This is a genomic window from Sphingomonas sp. OTU376, assembly GCF_038440415.1.
Taxonomy (GTDB): domain Bacteria; phylum Pseudomonadota; class Alphaproteobacteria; order Sphingomonadales; family Sphingomonadaceae; genus Sphingomonas; species Sphingomonas kyeonggiensis_A.
Genome location: NZ_JASATQ010000016.1, coordinates 45,739 through 62,506 on the forward strand (window position 1 = coordinate 45,739; position 16,768 = coordinate 62,506).

The 16,768-nt window shown below is 67.5% G+C and carries 22 protein-coding genes and 1 pseudogene; 18 read left to right on the plus strand and 5 right to left on the minus strand.

The window, feature by feature from the left end; translation table 11 throughout:
- Window positions 1–2 precede the first annotated feature (2 nt).
- Genes AAHM44_RS09210 through AAHM44_RS09220 form a run of 3 tightly spaced genes read left to right on the plus strand, consistent with a single transcriptional unit; the run spans window position 3 to window position 1,493 of the window.
- The gene (locus AAHM44_RS09210) at window positions 3–350 is read left to right on the plus strand and encodes a lipopolysaccharide assembly protein LapA domain-containing protein (RefSeq protein WP_269575377.1); all 348 of its coding nucleotides are present in this window, start codon (window positions 3–5) and stop codon (window positions 348–350) included.
- A complete protein-coding gene (pyrF, locus tag AAHM44_RS09215) occupies window positions 347–1,021 on the plus strand; it encodes an orotidine-5'-phosphate decarboxylase (RefSeq protein ID WP_269575376.1) in 675 nt (224 codons plus the stop codon). Before AAHM44_RS09210 ends, pyrF begins: the two co-directional genes overlap by 4 nt.
- A 22-nt stretch (window positions 1,022–1,043) precedes the next feature.
- Window positions 1,044–1,493: a hypothetical protein gene (locus tag AAHM44_RS09220; protein WP_342249780.1), complete on the plus strand. Its 450-nt coding sequence runs from the start codon at window positions 1,044–1,046 to the stop codon at window positions 1,491–1,493.
- Between the two features lie 3 nt (window positions 1,494–1,496).
- Here the strand turns inward: AAHM44_RS09220 and AAHM44_RS09225 are convergent, their stop codons facing one another.
- Window positions 1,497–2,237 carry an SDR family oxidoreductase gene (locus tag AAHM44_RS09225; protein ID WP_342249781.1) on the minus strand — a complete coding sequence of 247 codons (741 nt, stop codon included), beginning with the start codon at window positions 2,235–2,237 and terminating at the stop codon, window positions 1,497–1,499.
- Between the two features lie 98 nt (window positions 2,238–2,335).
- Between AAHM44_RS09225 and AAHM44_RS09230 the strand changes: the two genes are divergently transcribed.
- The 11 genes and pseudogenes from AAHM44_RS09230 (at window position 2,336) to AAHM44_RS09280 (ending at window position 9,680) form a co-directional block, all read left to right on the plus strand.
- Complete coding sequence (locus tag AAHM44_RS09230) at window positions 2,336–2,725, plus strand: winged helix-turn-helix transcriptional regulator (RefSeq protein ID WP_342249782.1); 390 nt, start codon at window positions 2,336–2,338, stop codon at window positions 2,723–2,725.
- 157 nt (window positions 2,726–2,882) lie between these two features.
- Complete coding sequence (locus tag AAHM44_RS09235) at window positions 2,883–3,392, plus strand: GNAT family N-acetyltransferase (RefSeq protein ID WP_269575372.1); 510 nt, start codon at window positions 2,883–2,885, stop codon at window positions 3,390–3,392.
- Window positions 3,392–4,015: pseudogene (locus tag AAHM44_RS09240) on the plus strand (phosphoribosylanthranilate isomerase); the annotation flags it as partial. The gene AAHM44_RS09235 and the pseudogene AAHM44_RS09240, both read left to right, overlap by 1 nt.
- Window positions 4,016–4,111: 96 nt before the next feature.
- A complete protein-coding gene (trpB, locus tag AAHM44_RS09245) occupies window positions 4,112–5,335 on the plus strand; it encodes a tryptophan synthase subunit beta (protein ID WP_342249783.1) in 1,224 nt (407 codons plus the stop codon).
- On the plus strand, window positions 5,332–5,523 hold the full coding sequence (locus tag AAHM44_RS09250; protein ID WP_269575369.1) for a hypothetical protein: 192 nt from the start codon (window positions 5,332–5,334) through the stop codon (window positions 5,521–5,523). Before trpB ends, AAHM44_RS09250 begins: the two co-directional genes overlap by 4 nt.
- Window positions 5,520–5,726: a hypothetical protein gene (locus tag AAHM44_RS09255; protein WP_342249784.1), complete on the plus strand. Its 207-nt coding sequence runs from the start codon at window positions 5,520–5,522 to the stop codon at window positions 5,724–5,726. The genes AAHM44_RS09250 and AAHM44_RS09255 overlap by 4 nt, the downstream gene beginning before the upstream one ends.
- Window positions 5,723–6,151: a hypothetical protein gene (locus AAHM44_RS09260; protein WP_342249785.1), complete on the plus strand. Its 429-nt coding sequence runs from the start codon at window positions 5,723–5,725 to the stop codon at window positions 6,149–6,151. Before AAHM44_RS09255 ends, AAHM44_RS09260 begins: the two co-directional genes overlap by 4 nt.
- Window positions 6,138–6,938, plus strand: coding sequence for a tryptophan synthase subunit alpha (gene trpA / locus AAHM44_RS09265; protein WP_342249786.1), 801 nt, complete (start codon window positions 6,138–6,140; stop codon window positions 6,936–6,938). The genes AAHM44_RS09260 and trpA overlap by 14 nt, the downstream gene beginning before the upstream one ends.
- Window positions 6,935–7,789, plus strand: coding sequence for an acetyl-CoA carboxylase, carboxyltransferase subunit beta (gene accD / locus AAHM44_RS09270; protein WP_184166047.1), 855 nt, complete (start codon window positions 6,935–6,937; stop codon window positions 7,787–7,789). Before trpA ends, accD begins: the two co-directional genes overlap by 4 nt.
- Before the next feature lie 22 nt (window positions 7,790–7,811).
- Entirely contained in the window at window positions 7,812–9,119 is a 1,308-nt protein-coding gene (locus AAHM44_RS09275; protein WP_342249787.1) for a bifunctional folylpolyglutamate synthase/dihydrofolate synthase, read from the plus strand.
- Window positions 9,120–9,248: 129 nt separating this feature from the next.
- Window positions 9,249–9,680, plus strand: a complete 432-nt coding sequence (locus AAHM44_RS09280; RefSeq protein WP_342249788.1) for a DUF6628 family protein — start codon at window positions 9,249–9,251, stop codon at window positions 9,678–9,680.
- A 59-nt stretch (window positions 9,681–9,739) separates the two neighbouring features.
- On the opposite strand, the gene AAHM44_RS09285 is transcribed toward AAHM44_RS09280, so the two are convergent.
- From AAHM44_RS09285 to AAHM44_RS09295, 3 genes are read right to left on the minus strand one after another with little or no spacing between them, the layout of a single operon-like run.
- A complete protein-coding gene (locus tag AAHM44_RS09285) occupies window positions 9,740–10,225 on the minus strand; it encodes a DUF2939 domain-containing protein (RefSeq protein WP_269575363.1) in 486 nt (161 codons plus the stop codon).
- Window positions 10,222–10,983, minus strand: a complete 762-nt coding sequence (locus tag AAHM44_RS09290; RefSeq protein ID WP_269575362.1) for a tetratricopeptide repeat protein — start codon at window positions 10,981–10,983, stop codon at window positions 10,222–10,224. The genes AAHM44_RS09285 and AAHM44_RS09290 overlap by 4 nt, the downstream gene beginning before the upstream one ends.
- A complete protein-coding gene (locus AAHM44_RS09295) occupies window positions 10,983–12,287 on the minus strand; it encodes an AmpG family muropeptide MFS transporter (RefSeq protein ID WP_269576459.1) in 1,305 nt (434 codons plus the stop codon). The genes AAHM44_RS09290 and AAHM44_RS09295 overlap by 1 nt, the downstream gene beginning before the upstream one ends.
- Window positions 12,288–12,803: 516 nt before the next feature.
- On the opposite strand from AAHM44_RS09295, the gene AAHM44_RS09300 reads away from it, so the two are divergent.
- Both AAHM44_RS09300 and AAHM44_RS09305 read left to right on the plus strand, forming a co-directional pair.
- Window positions 12,804–13,928, plus strand: a complete 1,125-nt coding sequence (locus AAHM44_RS09300; protein ID WP_342249789.1) for an aromatic ring-hydroxylating oxygenase subunit alpha — start codon at window positions 12,804–12,806, stop codon at window positions 13,926–13,928.
- Window positions 13,929–14,007: 79 nt separating this feature from the next.
- Window positions 14,008–14,157 (plus strand): hypothetical protein, encoded by a 150-nt coding sequence (locus AAHM44_RS09305; protein WP_269575360.1) that lies wholly within the window; start codon window positions 14,008–14,010, stop codon window positions 14,155–14,157.
- Between the two features lie 22 nt (window positions 14,158–14,179).
- Here the strand turns inward: AAHM44_RS09305 and AAHM44_RS09310 are convergent, their stop codons facing one another.
- Window positions 14,180–14,614: a response regulator transcription factor gene (locus tag AAHM44_RS09310; RefSeq protein WP_269575359.1), complete on the minus strand. Its 435-nt coding sequence runs from the start codon at window positions 14,612–14,614 to the stop codon at window positions 14,180–14,182.
- A 107-nt stretch (window positions 14,615–14,721) separates the two neighbouring features.
- On the opposite strand from AAHM44_RS09310, the gene AAHM44_RS09315 reads away from it, so the two are divergent.
- Both AAHM44_RS09315 and rsmD read left to right on the plus strand, forming a co-directional pair.
- Window positions 14,722–16,104, plus strand: a complete 1,383-nt coding sequence (locus AAHM44_RS09315; RefSeq protein WP_342249790.1) for a pseudouridine synthase — start codon at window positions 14,722–14,724, stop codon at window positions 16,102–16,104.
- Window positions 16,104–16,643 (plus strand): 16S rRNA (guanine(966)-N(2))-methyltransferase RsmD, encoded by a 540-nt coding sequence (rsmD, locus tag AAHM44_RS09320; RefSeq protein WP_342249791.1) that lies wholly within the window; start codon window positions 16,104–16,106, stop codon window positions 16,641–16,643. The genes AAHM44_RS09315 and rsmD overlap by 1 nt, the downstream gene beginning before the upstream one ends.
- The last annotated feature ends 125 nt before the right edge of the window (window positions 16,644–16,768 follow it).

The following is a 16,768-nucleotide window of genomic DNA, read 5'->3' on the forward strand; positions in this document are numbered from 1 at the left end:
GGATGCGGTTTCTGAAGGTGCTGTTCTGGCTGTTGCTGGGCGGCCTTGTCGCGGGCTTCGTGATCTATAATGGCGACGAGCGCGTGAACGTGCACCTGTGGAGCGGGTTGATCGCCGATTTCAGCCTGCCGCTGCTCCTGATCCTCGTCTTTCTCGCCGGGCTGCTGCCCGTGCTGCTCGCCTATCATGCGCTGCGCTGGCGGATGCGGCAGCGGATCACCGGACTGGAGCGCGCGCTGAACGATGTGCGCGCAATCAATGCGATGCCAGAGCCCGCGCCGGTCACGCCCGAGCCCGTAGCTGCCCTCCCCGCTTCGCCCCAGGGCGGCCTGCCGCTGGGAGACGCATGATGAGCCCCATCTACGTCGCGATCGACACGCCCGACTTGGAGCGCGCCAAGAGCATCGCCCAACGCGTGAAGGCGCATGTCGGGGGCATCAAGCTCGGCCTCGAATTCTTCATGGCGAACGGTCGCGCCGGCGTGCACGAGATGCATGACATCGGCCTGCCGATCTTCCTCGACCTGAAGTTCCATGACATCCCCAACACCGTCGCCAAGGCGATCCAGGCGCTGCGCCCGCTCGAGCCGGCGATCCTGACCGTGCACGCAGCCGGCGGCCGCGCGATGCTGGAAGACGCCAAGGCCGCGGCACCGACCGGGACCAAGGTGGTGGCGGTGACGATGCTCACCAGCCTCGACGACAGCGACCTCACTTCGATCGGCCTCAAGCCCGACCCGCATGAGCAGGTGATGCGGCTGACCGAACTGGCCAAGTCCTCGGGAGTCGACGGCATCGTCTGCTCGGGCAACGAAGTCGCGGCGGCCAAGAAGATCTGGCACGATGGCTTCTTCGTCATCCCCGGCGTGCGCCCGGCGAACGGCGTGATCGGCGACCAGAAGCGCGTGGTCACCCCCCGCGCCGCGCTCGATGCCGGTGCCTCGATCCTGGTGGTCGGTCGCCCGATCACCCAGGCCGCCGACCCGGATCTCGCCGCGCGCGAGATCGAGGCGACGCTCTAGCATGATCGGTGGCGCGGCTCTGTTGCTCGCGCTGCTGTTTCCGCAGACCGCGCCACCATCGGGCGGCATCGTGATCTTCGAGCCGGATCGGGCGAGAGAGCTGCTTAGCCAATGCTCGCGCTCGGTGCCGAAGCCCGGCGAAGGCGGTTGGACACCGACTGTGGCGGACATTGCCAGGCTTGAAGCGAAGCTTCCCGGCGCATTCCAGGTCGCGGCACTGAGTCCCTATGCCTATAAGGAGCTCGTACTCCAGAGCGCGCCCAAGGGCTGGATCCGCCAATATGTGGGCATAGTCCGCGGCGGAAAGCGCTTCATTTACGGCAATTTCGCACCGGCTTCGGTCGAGCAGTACGAGCCGGGCCGGGGTCGCCATCCAATCATGGTCTGCGATGGCGGCCCCGGCTTCTTCGGCGCCGAATATGATGTCGAGATGGATGCGATCAGCCATCTCGCCTTCAACGGCATGGCCTGACGCTTACCCGTTGAGCGCGGCGAACACCTGCGCATAGTCCCCTCGCGCTTCGGCGAAGCGCAGGAACTTGACCCGCTCGGTCAGGTTCTCGGCCGCGCCCGCCTCGAACTGCGCCATCGTCTCGGCGATATAGTCGGCGAGCGGCATCGAGCGCGGGTCCTCGGCATGGCCCGGCATCAGGTCAGTGGCCACCGCCGGCGGCGCGATCTCGATCACTTCGACGCTGGTGCCCTTGAGCTGGTCGCGCAGCGACTGGCTCCAGCTGTGGATCGCCGCCTTGGTCGCCGAATAGGTCGGCGTGGCAGTGAGCGGGACAAAGGCCAGGCCCGAGCTCACCGTGGCGACCGTCGCCCTGGGCTGGGCCAGCAGGTGCGGCAGCAGCGCGGCGTTGAGGCGGATCGGCCCGAGCAGGTTGGTGGCGATCGTCGCTTCGGCGATGGCCAGGTCCGATCCCGGTGCGACCAGCTTCTCGGCCTGCATGATCCCGGCATTATGGATCACGACGTTGAGCGCCGGATGCGCCGCGACGATCTCGCGGGCGAAGCGGGCAATGTCCTCGGCATCGGCGACGTCGAGCGTCGCGGTGGCGATGCCCGGATTGGCGGCGGCGACTTCCTCCAGCGCGCTGGCCCGGCGTCCCGAGACGATCACTTTGTTGCCCCGCGCATGTAGCGCCTCGGCAAGCGCGCGGCCGATGCCGGTGCCGCCGCCGGTGATCAGGATGGTGTTGCCGGTGATGTCCATGGTCGAGCTCCTTTCGAATGTCTGGACGCCGGATATCGTATCGTGGTACCTAATGGGGAGTAGGCACCCAAAATATTCATACATACCTTTTGGAAACTATGGCGACCAATCCCCATCACGACTATCCCGATCTCGATCCGCGGGTGGAGGCGCTCGTCACCGAGATCATCGGCCGCGTCGCCGACAAATGGACGATGATCGTGCTCGAGGCGCTGACCGAGCATGGCGAGCTGCGCTTCTCGAAGCTGCGTGCGGAATGCGGCGGGATCAGTCAGAAGATGCTCACCCAGACGGTGCGACAGATGGAGCGCGACGGGCTGCTGATCCGTACCGTCCACCCGGTGATCCCGCCGCGCGTCGAATATCGCCTCACCGAACTGGGCGGCAGCCTGGCCGAGGCATTCTGCGGCGTATGGGTATGGGCGGCGCGCAACCTGGAGCGGATCGAGACGTCACGGGCGGATTTCGATGCGCGGGCCATCGACTAGCAATCCATCCGTTCCCCGGCGAAGGTCGGGTCTAGTTGCCAAGTCGTTCGAGAGTCTTACGCGCCATCGATAGTGCGCCGAGACTGGCCCCCGGTCTTCGCCGGTGAACAGATTAGGTGTACTTGCCAAACGCGGCCTACCATCCGACAGCAGCCCCATGCCTGACCCCATCATCCGTCCCGCCACGCGCGATGACTTGCCCGCGATCCACCCGATCATCGAGCGCGCTTATCGCGGCGAGACCGCGCGCGCCGGATGGACGCATGAGGCGGACCTGATCATCGACAGCCCGCGGACCGACATCGCGACGCTGATTGCCATCGTCGACGATCCTGGCCAGCGCCTGCTGGTCGCCGACACCGGCAATGGCCTGCTCGGCTGCGTGCAGGTGACCAGCAAGGGCGATGGCCTCGCCTATCTCGGATTGCTCTGCGTCGACCCGGGGCTGCAGTCGGGCGGACTCGGCAAGCAGCTGGTCACCGCCGCCGAGGATTGCGCGCGCGAGACTTTCGGCGCCAGCGTGATGGAGATGACGGTGATCGACAAGCGCGCCGAGCTGATCGCCTTCTACGAGCGCCGCGGCTATCGCAATTCGGGCGAGAAGCGCGATTTCCCGGTGCCGCTCGACCCACCCCTGTTCATGGTCGTGCTGGTCAAGGGCCTCTGATGCCGGTCACTGCCAAGATCTGCGGCCTGTCCACGCCCGAGACGCTCGATGCCGCGGTGCAGGGTGGCGCGAGCCATGTCGGCTTCGTCTTCTTCCCGCCTTCCCCGCGCAACCTCTCGTTCGAACAGGCCCGCGCGCTGATCGCGCGGGTGCCGGCACATGTCGGCACCGTCGGCGTGTTCGTCGATCCGGACGAGGCGCTGCTCAGCGCCGCGCTCGCCACCGGTATCCAGGCGGTACAGCTCCACAAGACCGCGCCCGACCGTGCCGCCGCGATCCGGATGCGCGTGCCCGTCTGGGCGGCGATTGCGGTGAAGACCCGCGCCGATCTCGGCCAGGCCGCTGCGTATCGCGGCGCAGCCGATCGCATCCTCTACGACGCGAAAACCCCGGAGGGCGCCGCCCTGCCCGGCGGCATGGGCCTGCGTTTCGATTGGAAGCTGCTCGAGAACCTCCCCCAGCCCTTGCCCTGGGCGCTTTCAGGCGGGCTCGATGCCGGCAACGTCCGCGAGGCGGTGGGCGTCACGGGCGCCAGGCTGGTCGATGTCTCCTCGGGCGTAGAGAGCGCGCCGGGCGTCAAGGATGTTGCCAAGATCGCTGCATTCCTTAAAGCGGTCGGGCAATGTTGAGGCCGTTCGCCCCTGTCCGCATCGAGTTTCGATGGCGTTGATCGCTCGCTCCCACGCCAGCGCCCGCCATCCGAAATCATGAGAGACGCAATGACCGACCCTGCAACCCTGCCCAATTCCCTGCGCAACCTGCCTGACGAGCATGGCCATTTCGGCCAGTTCGGTGGCCGCTTCGTCGCCGAGACGCTGATGCCGCTGATCCTCGACCTGGAGCGCGAATATCGCGCGGCCAAGGCGGATCCTGCGTTCAAGGCCGAGTTCGACGACCTGCTCGAGCATTATGTCGGCCGCCCGAGCCCGCTCTATTTCGCCGAGCGGCTGACCGAGCATTACGGCGGCGCGAAGATCTACTTCAAGCGCGAGGAGCTGAACCACACCGGCGCGCACAAGATCAACAACTGCATCGGTCAGATCCTGCTCGCGATGCGGATGGGCAAGACCCGGATCATCGCCGAGACCGGTGCGGGGCAGCACGGCGTCGCCACCGCGACGGTTGCAGCGCGCTTCGGCCTGCCCTGCGTGATCTTCATGGGCGCCAAGGATGTCGAGCGGCAGAAGCCGAACGTATTCCGGATGAAGCTGCTCGGGGCCGAAGTGCATCCGGTGACCAGCGGCGCGGAGACGCTCAAGGACGCGATGAACGAAGCCCTTCGAGATTGGGTCGCGAACGTCCACGACACGTTCTACATCATCGGCACTGCGGCGGGCCCGCACCCCTATCCCGAGCTGGTTCGCGACTTCCAGAGCGTGATCGGTATCGAGGCGCGCGAGCAGATCCAGAAGGCGGAGGGCCGCCTGCCCGACCTGCTGATCGCTGCGGTGGGCGGCGGATCTAACGCGATCGGGCTGTTCCATCCCTTCCTAGACGATGCGGACGTCGCGATGATCGGCGTGGAAGCGGCAGGTCACGGCATCGAGACCGGCCAGCATGCCGCCTCGCTCAAGGGCGGCAGCCCGGGCATCCTCCACGGCAACCGCACCTATCTGCTCCAGGACGAAGACGGCCAGATCACCGAGGCGCACTCGATCTCGGCGGGCCTCGACTATCCGGGCATCGGCCCCGAGCATAGCTGGCTGCACGAGAGCGGCCGGGTGGAATATTTCCCGATCACCGACCAGCAGGCACTCGACGCCTTCCAGCTCTGCTGCAAGCTGGAGGGGATCATCCCCGCGCTCGAAAGTTCGCACGCACTCGCAGCCTTGGAGACCAAGGCACGGGAAATGGGGCCGGACAAGATCATCGTGGTCAACGTCTCGGGCCGTGGCGACAAGGACATCTTCACGGTGGCGGACGCGCTAGGAGTGGAGCTGTGAGCCGTAGGTTCGCTCGGGCAGCCTTCATTATCGCGCTCGTTATCGTGGCGATGGCCGTGGGTATTGGCATCGGCCAGTCTTTCTTCGGATGGGGCGGCGGTCTGGGTGCCGTACTTGGCGTGGCTGCGTTGCTCACGGGAGGAACGGTGTTCGACCGGTTCTTCGCTCCAACCGGAGCCATCAAATGAGCCGACTTCCGATCCTGATCGCCGCGCTGGTGCTGGCGCTGCTGTTCGACGTCGCGTTGATGCGCGAGATCGCCGAGGCCTGGCAGATTCCCGCCGATGTCTACCGCCTGCTGACCATGACTGCGGGCGTGCTGATCAGCGTGTACGGCATGCGCGCCTTCACGCGTGCCGGAGCTAAGCCGCAGTGCAGGGTGCGGTCGTGACGCCCCTCGGCTACGTGGCGAACCTTGCCCCTTTCCTGCTGGTCGCAACTGTGGTGCTGGTCGCGCTCTTCGGTCTTGCGCTGTTCATTCGCGCCCGCGTCGCCCAACGACACTTCAATGCTGCAATTCTGCCGATCGCCGCAGTGAGCCATTTCCTGCTCAGCCTTGGGACTATGGCCGCACTGATGGTTTACCGCCGGCATGTCGCCGGGCTGGACCAGACTGCATGCCTGGACCATGCTCGGCAGCAGATCCAAGCTGGCGCAGTCGCCGTTCTCGCGTGCGACCCGGTGGTTTTCGAACTCTGGCGGAAGCAGGCTGGCAGCGACCTGACTGCCTATATCGTGATGAGCGGAATCCTCTTCGGCGGCCTCTTCATCTTCTATCGTTCGCGCTTTGAAAGGACGTCGCATGTCCAGGCTTGAGACGGCCTTTGCCGGTACGGAGGCCCGAGGCCATGCCGCGCTGGTCACTTTCATCACCGCGGGTGACGGCGATACTGCCGCCAATCTCGACGCGCTGGTCGCGGGCGGTGCGGACGTGATCGAGCTGGGCATGCCCTTCACCGATCCGATGGCCGACGGCCCGGCGATCCAGGCGGCAAACCTGCGCGCGCTCGGTGCCGGCACGCGCACCGCCGATGTGCTCGCCATCGCCAGCGGGTTCCGCGCACGTCACCCGAACGTGCCGCTGGTGCTGATGGGCTATGCCAACACGATGACCCGGCCCACGCCCGAAGCCTTTGCCGCAAAGGCGGCCGAGGCTGGTGCGGACGGCGTCATCATCGTCGATATCCCGCCCGAAGAGGCCGCCGAAGTCGCGCCGTTTACCGCGAACGGCATCGACGTGATCCGCCTCGCCACCCCCACCACCGATGCCGCGCGGCTGCCGGCGGTACTCAAGGGCGCGTCGGGCTTCCTCTACTACGTCTCGGTCGCCGGGATCACCGGGCTGCAACAGGCTGCCCAGGGATCGATCGAGGACGCCGTGGCACGGCTCAAGGCCGCCACCGAGATCCCCGTCGCAGTCGGCTTCGGCGTCCGTACGCCGGAACAGGCCGAGGCGATCGCGCGGGTGGCCGATGGCGTCGTCGTCGGCTCCGCAATCGTTGAACTTGTCGGAAAACACGGGAAGGATGCGCCGGAACCCATCCGCGCCTATATCCACTCCCTCAAGACGGCCGTGGAGGCCGCAAGGAAAGAAGTCGCATGAGCTGGATCGATCGCGTCCGCAACGTCCTGGCCTTCACGCCCAAGAAGGACACCCCCGACAACCTCTGGCACAAGTGCAAGGGTTGCGGGCAGATGACCTTCATGAAGGAGCTGGAGGCGAACCAGCATGTCTGCCCGCATTGCGATCATCATGACCGCATCGGCCCGGCCGAGCGCTTCGCCTATCTGTTCGACGAGGGTAGCTACACCGTGCTCGCCACGCCGAAGGTGGCCGAGGATCCGCTCAAGTTCCGCGACCAGAAACCCTACCCTGCGCGCCTCAAGGCCGCGCGGACCAGCACTGGCGAGCAGGACGCATTCATCAACGCCTCGGGCAAGATCCTTGGCCGCAAGGCGGTGATCGGCGTGCAGGACTTCGCCTTCATGGGCGGCTCGATGGGCCAGGCCGTGGGCGAGGCTTTCATCCAAGGCGTCGAGGCGGCGATCGCCGCGCGGGCGCCGTTCATCGCCTTCACCGCCTCGGGCGGCGCGCGCATGCAGGAGGGCATCCTCTCCCTGATGCAGATGCCGCGCACCACCGTGGCGATCGAGATGCTCCACGATGCCGGCCTGCCCTATATCGTCGTGCTGACCGACCCGACCTCGGGCGGCGTGATGGCGGCCTATGCGATGCTGGGCGACGTCCAGATCGCCGAGCCGCGCGCCACCCTGGCCTTCACCGGCCGCCGCGTGATCGAGAACACGATCCGCGAGAAGCTGCCCGACGATTTCCAGACCTCGGAATATTATCGCGAGCACGGCCTGATCGACATGGTCACCCACCGCAAGGACCTGCGCGAGACGCTCGGCCAGCTGATCGGGCTGCTCTGCGAGGGCAAGAAGGCAGCGTAAGGCCCGGGCTGGAAGCAGAGCCATGGCCGACCACGCCGTCTCCTCCGATCCGCATGTCCAGCGGCAGCTCGACCGGCTGACCGCGCTCTCGCCGGGTGCCGACATCCTCGGGCTCGACCGGATCACCCGGCTGCTCGAGCGGGTCGGCAGCCCGCAGCTTGCATTGCCGCCGGTGCTTCATGTCGCCGGCACCAACGGCAAGGGCTCGACCTGTGCCTTCCTGCGCGGCGCGATAGAGGCGTCGGGCATGCGCGCGCATGTCTATTCGAGCCCGCATCTCGTCCGCTTCAACGAGCGTATTCGCCTGTCGGGCGAGCTGATCGCAGATGCGATCCTGGCGCCCTTGCTCGAGGAAGTGCTCGACGCGGGCGGCGATATCGGCGCGAGCTTCTTCGAGGTTACCACCGCCGCCGCCTTCCTTGCCTTTGCCCGGGTACCGGCGGATGCGCTGGTCCTCGAAGTGGGCCTTGGCGGGCGGCTCGATGCGACCAATGTGGTCGATCGGCCGGCGGTGACCGGCATTGCCCAGCTCGGCATCGACCACCAGAGCTTCCTTGGCGACACGCTGGAGAAGATCGCGGCGGAGAAGGCCGGCATCGCCAAGCCCGGCGTGCCGCTGGTGACGATGCGCTATGCCCCGCACATCGCCGAGATCGTCGCCGCTGCCGGCGCGCCGGTGTTCGCGCAGGGCACCGCCTGGGATTTCGAGACGCGTGGCGACCGGCTCGTGTACCGCGATGCCCGCGGCGAGGTGGAGACGCCCCTCCCCGCCATGGCCGGGCCGCACCAGCCGGCCAATCTCTCGCTCGCCATCGCGATGCTGCGCCACCAGCAGGCGCTCACGGTGCCGGACGCCGCCTTCGCCGCCACGGCGACCGGCACGCGCTGGCCCGCGCGCATGCAGAAGCTCGGCGACGGCCCCCTCCTCCACCTCCTGCCCCCGGGCAGCGAGCTGTGGCTCGACGGCGGGCATAACGAAGCCGCCGCCGCCGCAGTAAGTGCCACGCTCGCCCAGGTCGCGCAGGGCCGCCCGGTGCAACTCGTGCTCGGCATGCTCGCCAACAAGGATGCGCAGGGCCTGCTCGCGCCCTTCGCGAAGCTCGCGGCCGGCCTGCACGCGGTACCGGTGCCCGGCCATGAGCACCACGTCCCCGCCAGGCTTGCCGAAGTCGCGCAGACGCTCGGCATCCCCCACGCCTCGGTCGCGCCCGACGTGCCTCGCGCGCTCACCGCGATCGCCCGCGAGGGGGGTGCCCCGCTCGTGCTGGTGCTCGGCTCGCTCTATCTCGCGGGCACCGTGCTTGCGGCTAACGAGGAATTGCCCACCTGATCCTGCTCCCGGTTTTCACCGGGGAACGGTTCAGCAAACACGACCAGTTGCATCCCGCATTCTTTGCTAATGCGATTGACTATCAATAGCGGATGCGCAAGATTTCCGGTCATAGTGATCGGAGTCCCCATGACCGTCAGCGCAACCCTCACCGCCCTGCCCGAACTCCAGCCCGAGGATCCCGGCGCGCGGCTGCTGTTGTTCGGCGTCCGCCAGATGGGCGCGCACGGCATCCACGACGCCTGTACCGCCCACGCCTTCGTCACCGCTTTCGGCAAGAGCTTCCAGCGCCCGCTGGTGCTGCTGCGCGCGCTTATGCAGGAGATGTCGGCGCTCTCCGCCGGGCCGATCCAGATCGCGCCCTGGTGCTGCGCCCGGATGACCGGCGCGGAAGCCGCGCTGCTCCAGGTGCTCGGCCGCGTCCGCACCCAGCCCCAGCTCTCCGCAGTGCTGCTCGCCGACATGCTCGGCGTGCGCGACGCCACCGGCGTGCTGATCACTGCCCATGCACTCGCCAACAGCTTCGCCGACATGGGGCTGGCGTTCGACGCCGAGGATTAGCTTGTACCGATTCCAAAAGGCAGTGCTGGCCTGGCTGTTCGCCGGCAAGTCGCGCCGGGCTAGAACACGTCCGGCGGCAGCTGGATCGCCTCCAGCTTCCATGTCATCCCCCGCATCCGGAACTGCAGTGCGGCCCCGTCGCTCCGGGTCAGCTCGAAGCGATTGAGCGAGATCCGGTGGTAGCGCATCTCGTTCGCCTTGAGCTTGATCGTCCCCGGCCGCTCGGTCTCGGCCAGCGGCGCGGCGGCGAAGATGAAGCGCATCCCCTCCGGCGAGACCGCGGCATCGACCACCGTATCGCCGATCCCCGAGCGCACCAGCGCGCCCAGCACGCCGCCGCCCTCGCCCGGCAAATGCGCCGAGATCTGGCTCTTCACGCTGCCGCGCACCGCGTCGAAATCGACATGGCCGGCCAAAGCGTCGATATCGCGTGCCTCGGCCGCGCGCTTCATCTGCCACAGCGTGTAATAGGGCGAGCCCCATAGCCAGCCGCCCGCGGCGACCACGACGAGCACCAGCAAGGCAATGATCCAGCGCTTCCTCACGCGGTCACGCCCCTGGCACGCAGCCCGGCCAGCGTCTCGGTCGCCCAGCGATACATGTCCGCTTCCGCGGCGCGTTGCTGGCGATCCATCCGCTTCATCCGTTTCTCGACCTCTTCAAGCACCGCCAGCGCCTTGCGATCCCAGCCCTGGTCGATCAGCAGCGCGGCATAGCGGCAGCGCGCTTCCTCGCCCGGCATGCGGGTGACGATATCGGCATAGACCTCCAGCGCCTCGTCCTTGCGGTCCAGGTGCTCGAGGATCTTGGCGCGCAGCAGCGCCTGGCGATCGCGTTCGCTCTGGCCCATCGGCGCGGGCACTTCGTCGAGCAGCGCCAATGCCTCCGCGCCCTTGCCGACCTCGTAGAGCGTGTTCGCCAGCTTGCCCTGGGTCCGTACGTCGGGATCGCCCACCGTCATCCGCAGAGACTCGCGATAGAGCGGCTCGGCCTCTTCATGTCGGCCCAGCGCGGCCAGCGCATCGGCGACGCGCAGCCGGTTGCCGGCGGTGTCGGCCAGGTCGAGCGCGCTCCGGGCGGCGCGCAGCTCACGCTCGGGGTCGAGCGCGGCCACTGCCTTGGCCCGCGCGGTGCGGACATGCCGGTTCTGCCCCAGGCCGGGGAGGATCTCGACGAAGAAATAGGCGATGGCGCTGACCACGGGCAGGAAGATCAACGCGGTAACCCATAGCGGGTTTCCGCCCCGCCGCATCAGGTGGACGATGCACGCCACCTGCAGCGCGATTACGAGGAGATAGGGCATCAGGCTTTCGCCTCTTCCCCGCCCTCGCCTTCGGTGCCTGCCGTGCCGATCGAGCGGTCGACAAGGCCCGTGCGCATCATCCACCAGTAGATGAACACGCCGGGCAGCGCGATCAGCGTGGTCAGTAGGTAGAAGTTCACATAGCCCATCGCCTCGATCAGGCTGCCCGCGGTGGTACCGGTCAGGAAGCGGCCGAGGATGCTCGCGCCCGCGGAGATCAGCGCATATTGCGCGGCGGTGAAGCGCAGATCGGTGAGTGCCGAGAAATAGGCGATGACGACCACGCCGCCAAAGCCGCTGGCGATGTTCTCGAAACCGATCGCGCCGGCCATGCCCAGGTTGGAATGGCCTGCCGCCGCCAGCGCCGCGAAGCTCAGGTTCGAGATCGCCATCAGCACCAGGCTGAGCAGCACCGATCGCTTCATGCCCATCCGCGCATAGAGCATGCCTCCGATGAACACGCCGATCATGTAGGCGAAGAAGCCGAGCGCCACGTCGTAGAAGGCGATCTCGTCATTGGTGAAGCCGAGATCGTCGAACAGCAGGCGGAAGGTCAGGTTCGCCAGCGTGTCGCCGATCTTGTGGACCAGGATGAAGATCAGGACGATCCATGCACCCTGGCGCTGGAAGAACTCGACGAACGGCCCCCAGATCGACTTGAGCACGGTCGCCAGCCCCTTGCGTTCGGCGGGCGGACGGTGGCGCTCGGGCTCGCCGAGGATCAGGCCAGCGATGATCGCGGGCAATGCGAACAGCGCGCAGACCAGATAGGCCGCTTCCCAGCCGAACCGCGCCGCGACGACCAGCGCCACCGCGCCGGCACCGGCGGAGCCGATCCGCCAGCCATATTGTGACATGCCCGAGCCATAGCCGAGCTGGCGCGGCTCGAGGATCTCGATCCGGTAGCCGTCGATCACGATGTCATAGGTCGCGCCGGCCAGGCCGACGAGCACCGCGGCCGTCACCATCGGCCAGATATTGTTCGGATCGGCCTGGGTGAACGCCATGTTGGCGACGGCGGCGACCACCAGGATGCCCGCCACGATCAGCCAGGACACGCGCTGGCCCAGCTGGCCGAGGATCGGCAGCTTCACGCCGTCGATGATCCAGGCCCAGAGGAACTTGAGGTTGTAGACCAGGATGGCGAGCGCGAACGCCGTGATCGTCGCCTTGTCGATCCCGTCCTGCTTCAGCCGGCTGGTCAGCGTCGCGCCGATCATCGCGAAGGGGAAGCCCGAGCTCAGCCCGAGTGCGAAGGAAGCGAGCGGCGCATTCTCGAAATAGGGGCGCACGCCCTCGGGCAGGTCGGCGCGCCAGTCCTCGGGTGCCGCCTTGCGCCCGGCGACGAAGGCCGCGAGCAGGGCGACAAGGGCCAGCCAATAGCCGATCGCGGGCTGGATCGCGCTCGTCGCCAGCGCCTTGGGCGGGGAGAAGGCGGCGAACAGCACCGCCAGGATCACCAGCAGGCCACCCACGGCGGCACCCCCGACCATCAGGCTCGCGCCGCCACGTTGGCGCCAGACGAAGCTCAGCACCAGGCTGGCAACCCCGACCAGCATGCCGAGCACGAAGGTCATCGACGGCTTGAACGCGCCCGTGCCGGTGATGAAGTCATAGCCGTGCACCGCCAGCGGCGCCGAACCTGGCGTCGCCACGGTCAGCCAGGGCAAGGCGAGCAGCGCCAAGGCCACTGCCAATGCCAGCTGCGCCGCCGGATAAGCCCATTGCGGCCGCTTCACCTGCTCCATTCCTTCTTGCCCCCACGTACTTCCGGCGCGAAACTAGCCAAAAATACCAGGAAGGCCATAGGGAGGAATGCCATGAATGCGCCGACCGAGGGGCAATTGGCGCTGGCCGGAGCGCTGGCGCGGGGTGGATCGAAGGGCGAAGGCGAAATCGCCCATGTCGCCGCCTCGGTCTATACCAGCCCGGAACGCTTCGCCGACGAGCAGGCCTACATCTTTTCGCAGGTCCCGCTGGTCATTGCGCCCTCCGCGCTGCTGCCCGAACCGAACATGGCGATCCCGCATGACGGCTTCGGCAAGCCCCTGCTCATCACCCGCGACAAGGCGGGCCAGGCGCATGTCTTCCTCAATGTCTGCCGGCACCGCGGCACCAGGCTGGTAGAAGGCTGCGACGCGGTGAAAGGCGGCCGCCTGGTCTGCCCCTATCATGCCTGGACCTATAATTTCGACGGGCGGCTGATCGGCCTGCCCCGCCCCGATACCTTTCCCGGCCTCGACAAGGGCGAGTACGGCCTCAAGCGCCTGCCCACGCACGAGGCCGGCGGGCTGATCTGGTTCTCCTTCACCGAGGACGCCGATTTCGCCGAGGCCGACCTGCTCGCCCGCGATTTCGAGGCGTTCGACCTGTCCGCCCAGCATCTGTTCCGCCGGCGCACCCACAGCGTCAACGCCAACTGGAAGCTGATCATGGACGCCTTTCTTGAGGCGTACCACGTCCAGCGCCTCCACGCCGCGACGATCGCCCCCTTCTTCCAGGACGGTGTCTCGACCGCGGATACGATCGGTGCCCACCAGCGCTCGGCGGTCGGGCGCGAGGCGGCGCTGGCGGCGCTTTCCTCCAGCGACTGGGCGACGCTGCGCGCGGCGATCACCTATACCTACCAGATGTTCCCCGGCACGGTGCTGGTGGTCAGCCCCGACTACATCAACCTCATGGTCCTGATGCCCCAGTCCGAAGGCCGGGTGCTGGTCGAGGATTTCATGCTGATCCCCGAGCTGCCCAGCACCGAAAAGGCGCTCGCCCATTGGGAGAAGAGCTGGGAGCTTCTCGACGGCGGCGTCTTCGCCTCGGAGGATTTCCGGGCCTGCGAACTGGGCCAGCAGGGACTGGCATCGGGGGCGGTCGAGCGGGTGACCCTGGGCACGCTCGAGCTCGGCATCCGCCACTTCCACGATGCGGTTAATGCGCATCTCCGGTAGAGCCCTGAGGGTAATTCCTCTGTATATCCTCCGTTCCGGCGCGGGCGTACCTAAATTGGGTATTCGAGAGGATCATCCCATGCCGCTTCCGCTGCCGCCCCGCGAGTTCCTGGACATCAACGAGGAAGACCGTCTGCCGCGCGGCACCGGCCTTATCATCGCGTTCGGCATCGGCGCGGTGAGCTGGGCGATCATCGTCGCGGCCGCGCTCGTACTGCTGCGCCACTGAGCCCCAATTCGGGCTCGGCTGGCTAAGCCGCGCTCAGGAACAGGCTGAAATTCCCCGGTAGCCGCCGCGGCGCCTTGGCGCCTTCCAACACCGCCTCGATCGCTTCGATCGCCGCCAGCAGGTCCCGCTGCGGATAGGGCTTGGCCAGGCATCCCGCCGCCAGCGCCCTGGCTTCCTCGGGGAAGCTCCCAGTCACGAACAGCACCGGAAGGCCCCGTCCCTGCGCGGCGCGGGCCACTTCGAGGCCGCTGCCATCGGCCAGCATTACATCGGCAAGCACCAGGTCGAGATCGCTGTCCGCCGCGAGCACGCGGAGCGCCTCGGCCACGGTATCGACCGTCGCGGCTACCGCGAAACCTTCACCACTCAGGAAATGCTCGGTGTCGAACGCGAGCAACGGTTCGTCCTCCACCACCAGGAGTCGCGCAATCCGTCGCTTTTTCCGTCCGAACAACATGCCGCCTGAAGCCCGCCAAGTCTCTGAACCCACAGCGCTAACGCGCGAATCCCTTTCGAGGGCGCAATAATTTTTGAAGCGACCGCCACAATCGCTATATCGCCCCTGTGTCTCCATCCAATCCCAAAGAAGCGCAGCGCATCGCGAAGCTGCTGGCCCGTGCAGGAATCGCGTCCCGTCGCGATATCGAGCGCATGATCACCGACGGGCGAATCGCCGTGGACGGCAAGGTGCTCGACACCCCTGCCACGCTGCTCACTTCGCTGAGGGGCGTGACCGTCGACGGCAAGCCCGTCGCCGAGCCCGCGCCCGCCCGCCTGTTCCGTTATCACAAGCCCGCCGGCCTGCTCACCACCGAGCGCGATCCCGCCGGCCGCCCGACCATCTATGACCATCTGCCCGAGGGACTACCGCGCGTCATGCCGGTCGGCCGGCTCGACCTCAGCACCGAGGGGCTGCTGCTGCTCACCACCGATGGCGAGCTCAAGCGCGAGCTGGAGCTGCCCGCCACCGGCGTCGAGCGCAGCTACCGCGCGCGCGCCTATGGCAACGTCACCCAGGCCCAGCTCGAATCGCTGATGCTCGGCGTCGAGATCGAGGGCATCCGCTATGGCTCGATCAACGCCAATATCGAGCGGCGGACCGGCGCCAATGTCTGGATCGAGATGACCCTGACCGAGGGCAAGAACCGCGAAGTGCGCCGCGTGCTCGAATATCTCGGGCTCGAGGTGAACCGCCTGATCCGCACCCGCTACGGCCCCTTCTATCTGGCCGACATGCCTCCGGGCGATGTCGACGAGATCCGCAAGGCCGATCTCATCACCTTCCGGACCGTGATGTCCAAGCCCGGCGGCGGCAAGGCGGCCTCGAACCTGCAGTTCGCGGTGCGCTCGCGCGTCGTCGAGCCGGCGCCCCGGCCCGAGCCGGTGTCGACGGGCGGCAAGGAGCCGGAGGGGCGCCGCAGGGTCGCCAAGCCTGTGGCGGCGCCGAAGAAGCCGGTGTTCACCGCCCGCGTCACGCCCCAGGCCCGGAATGCCGAGGAGCCACGTGTGCCCGGCAAGCCAGGCTTCGCGCCACGCGGCGAGCGCCCGGTGCGGGCGGAACGGTCCGAGGAACGGCCCCGCGGCCCGGGCAAGCCCGGCCTTGCACCGCGCGGTGCGGCCCCCGATCGTCGCGAGCGCTCCGAGGAGCGGCCGCGTGGTCCCGGTAAGCCTGGTATCGGGCCGCGTGGCGAACGCCCGGCACGGAATGAGCGCAGCGAGGAACGGCCCCGCACACCGGGCAGCAAGTTCTCGCCGCGCAAGCCGCGCGAGGAAGCCCCCGCCAATCCCGCCCGCGCAGCACGCGCGCGCGCCCATCGTGAGACGCGTGAGCCGCGTGAGGGCGATTTCATCGATCGGCCCAAGCCCGCGCGCCGCCCCGATCGCGGCCCTGCCGGCGGTCGTGGGAAACCGGGCAAGCCCGCCCGCCCGCCAAGGACGCGCAAGTAATGCGGATCATCGCCGGAGAATGGCGCGGCCGCCCGCTCGTCGCGCCCAAGGGGGACACGACGCGCCCCACTGCCGATCGCTCGCGCGAGGCCTTGTTCTCGATGCTCGCCAGCCGCCTCGGCAGCTTCGAGGAACTCGCCGTCGCGGACCTGTTTGCCGGATCCGGCGCGCTTGGCCTCGAGGCGTTGTCGCGCGGTGCCGCCTCGTGCCTGTTCGTTGAGCAGGACAAGCCGGCGCTGGATGCCTTGCGCGCGAACATCGCCAAGCTGGGCGCCAAGGGGGCGGAAGTCCGCGCCGGTTCGGTGATGGCACTTGGCCCGGCACGGGCACCGCTCGACCTGATCCTGATGGACCCGCCCTATGGCACTGGCGCCGGCAGCGTCGCGCTCGATAAGCTCGGCCGTTTGGGCTGGGCCGGTCCGGCCACCTGGATCAGCATCGAGACGGCGAAGGACGAAGTGCCCGATGTCGCCGGCTACACTGTCGATGTCAGCCGCACCCATGGCAAGGCGCGGCTCACCTTGCTGCGGATGGCCTGACCGCTCACCTCCACTGTTCCCCGGCCTTTGCCAGGGAACTGACGAGCCGACTTCCTACAGTGCCTGGACCGCGACTCGCCAAAGTACACAAAGTACAGGCCAAGAAGCGGTTTTAGCGCCGCTCG

Excerpts from the sequence above, each read along its gene's own strand:
- rsmD (WP_342249791.1), top strand. The coding sequence starts at position 16,104 with ATGCGGATCATCGCCGGAGAATGGCGCGGCCGCCCGCTCGTCGCGCCC.
- AAHM44_RS09225 (WP_342249781.1), bottom strand. The coding sequence starts at position 2,237 with ATGGACATCACCGGCAACACCATCCTGATCACCGGCGGCGGCACCGGC.
- AAHM44_RS09290 (WP_269575362.1), bottom strand. The coding sequence starts at position 10,983 with ATGCCCTATCTCCTCGTAATCGCGCTGCAGGTGGCGTGCATCGTCCAC.
- AAHM44_RS09230 (WP_342249782.1), top strand. The coding sequence starts at position 2,336 with ATGGCGACCAATCCCCATCACGACTATCCCGATCTCGATCCGCGGGTG.
- AAHM44_RS09275 (WP_342249787.1), top strand. The coding sequence starts at position 7,812 with ATGGCCGACCACGCCGTCTCCTCCGATCCGCATGTCCAGCGGCAGCTC.
- AAHM44_RS09300 (WP_342249789.1), top strand. The coding sequence starts at position 12,804 with ATGAATGCGCCGACCGAGGGGCAATTGGCGCTGGCCGGAGCGCTGGCG.
- trpA (WP_342249786.1), top strand. The coding sequence starts at position 6,138 with ATGTCCAGGCTTGAGACGGCCTTTGCCGGTACGGAGGCCCGAGGCCAT.
- pyrF (WP_269575376.1), top strand. The coding sequence starts at position 347 with ATGATGAGCCCCATCTACGTCGCGATCGACACGCCCGACTTGGAGCGC.
- AAHM44_RS09280 (WP_342249788.1), top strand. The coding sequence starts at position 9,249 with ATGACCGTCAGCGCAACCCTCACCGCCCTGCCCGAACTCCAGCCCGAG.
- AAHM44_RS09210 (WP_269575377.1), top strand. The coding sequence starts at position 3 with ATGCGGTTTCTGAAGGTGCTGTTCTGGCTGTTGCTGGGCGGCCTTGTC.
- AAHM44_RS09255 (WP_342249784.1), top strand. The coding sequence starts at position 5,520 with ATGAGCCGACTTCCGATCCTGATCGCCGCGCTGGTGCTGGCGCTGCTG.
- AAHM44_RS09235 (WP_269575372.1), top strand. The coding sequence starts at position 2,883 with ATGCCTGACCCCATCATCCGTCCCGCCACGCGCGATGACTTGCCCGCG.
- accD (WP_184166047.1), top strand. The coding sequence starts at position 6,935 with ATGAGCTGGATCGATCGCGTCCGCAACGTCCTGGCCTTCACGCCCAAG.
- trpB (WP_342249783.1), top strand. The coding sequence starts at position 4,112 with ATGACCGACCCTGCAACCCTGCCCAATTCCCTGCGCAACCTGCCTGAC.
- AAHM44_RS09305 (WP_269575360.1), top strand. The coding sequence starts at position 14,008 with ATGCCGCTTCCGCTGCCGCCCCGCGAGTTCCTGGACATCAACGAGGAA.
- AAHM44_RS09310 (WP_269575359.1), bottom strand. The coding sequence starts at position 14,614 with ATGTTGTTCGGACGGAAAAAGCGACGGATTGCGCGACTCCTGGTGGTG.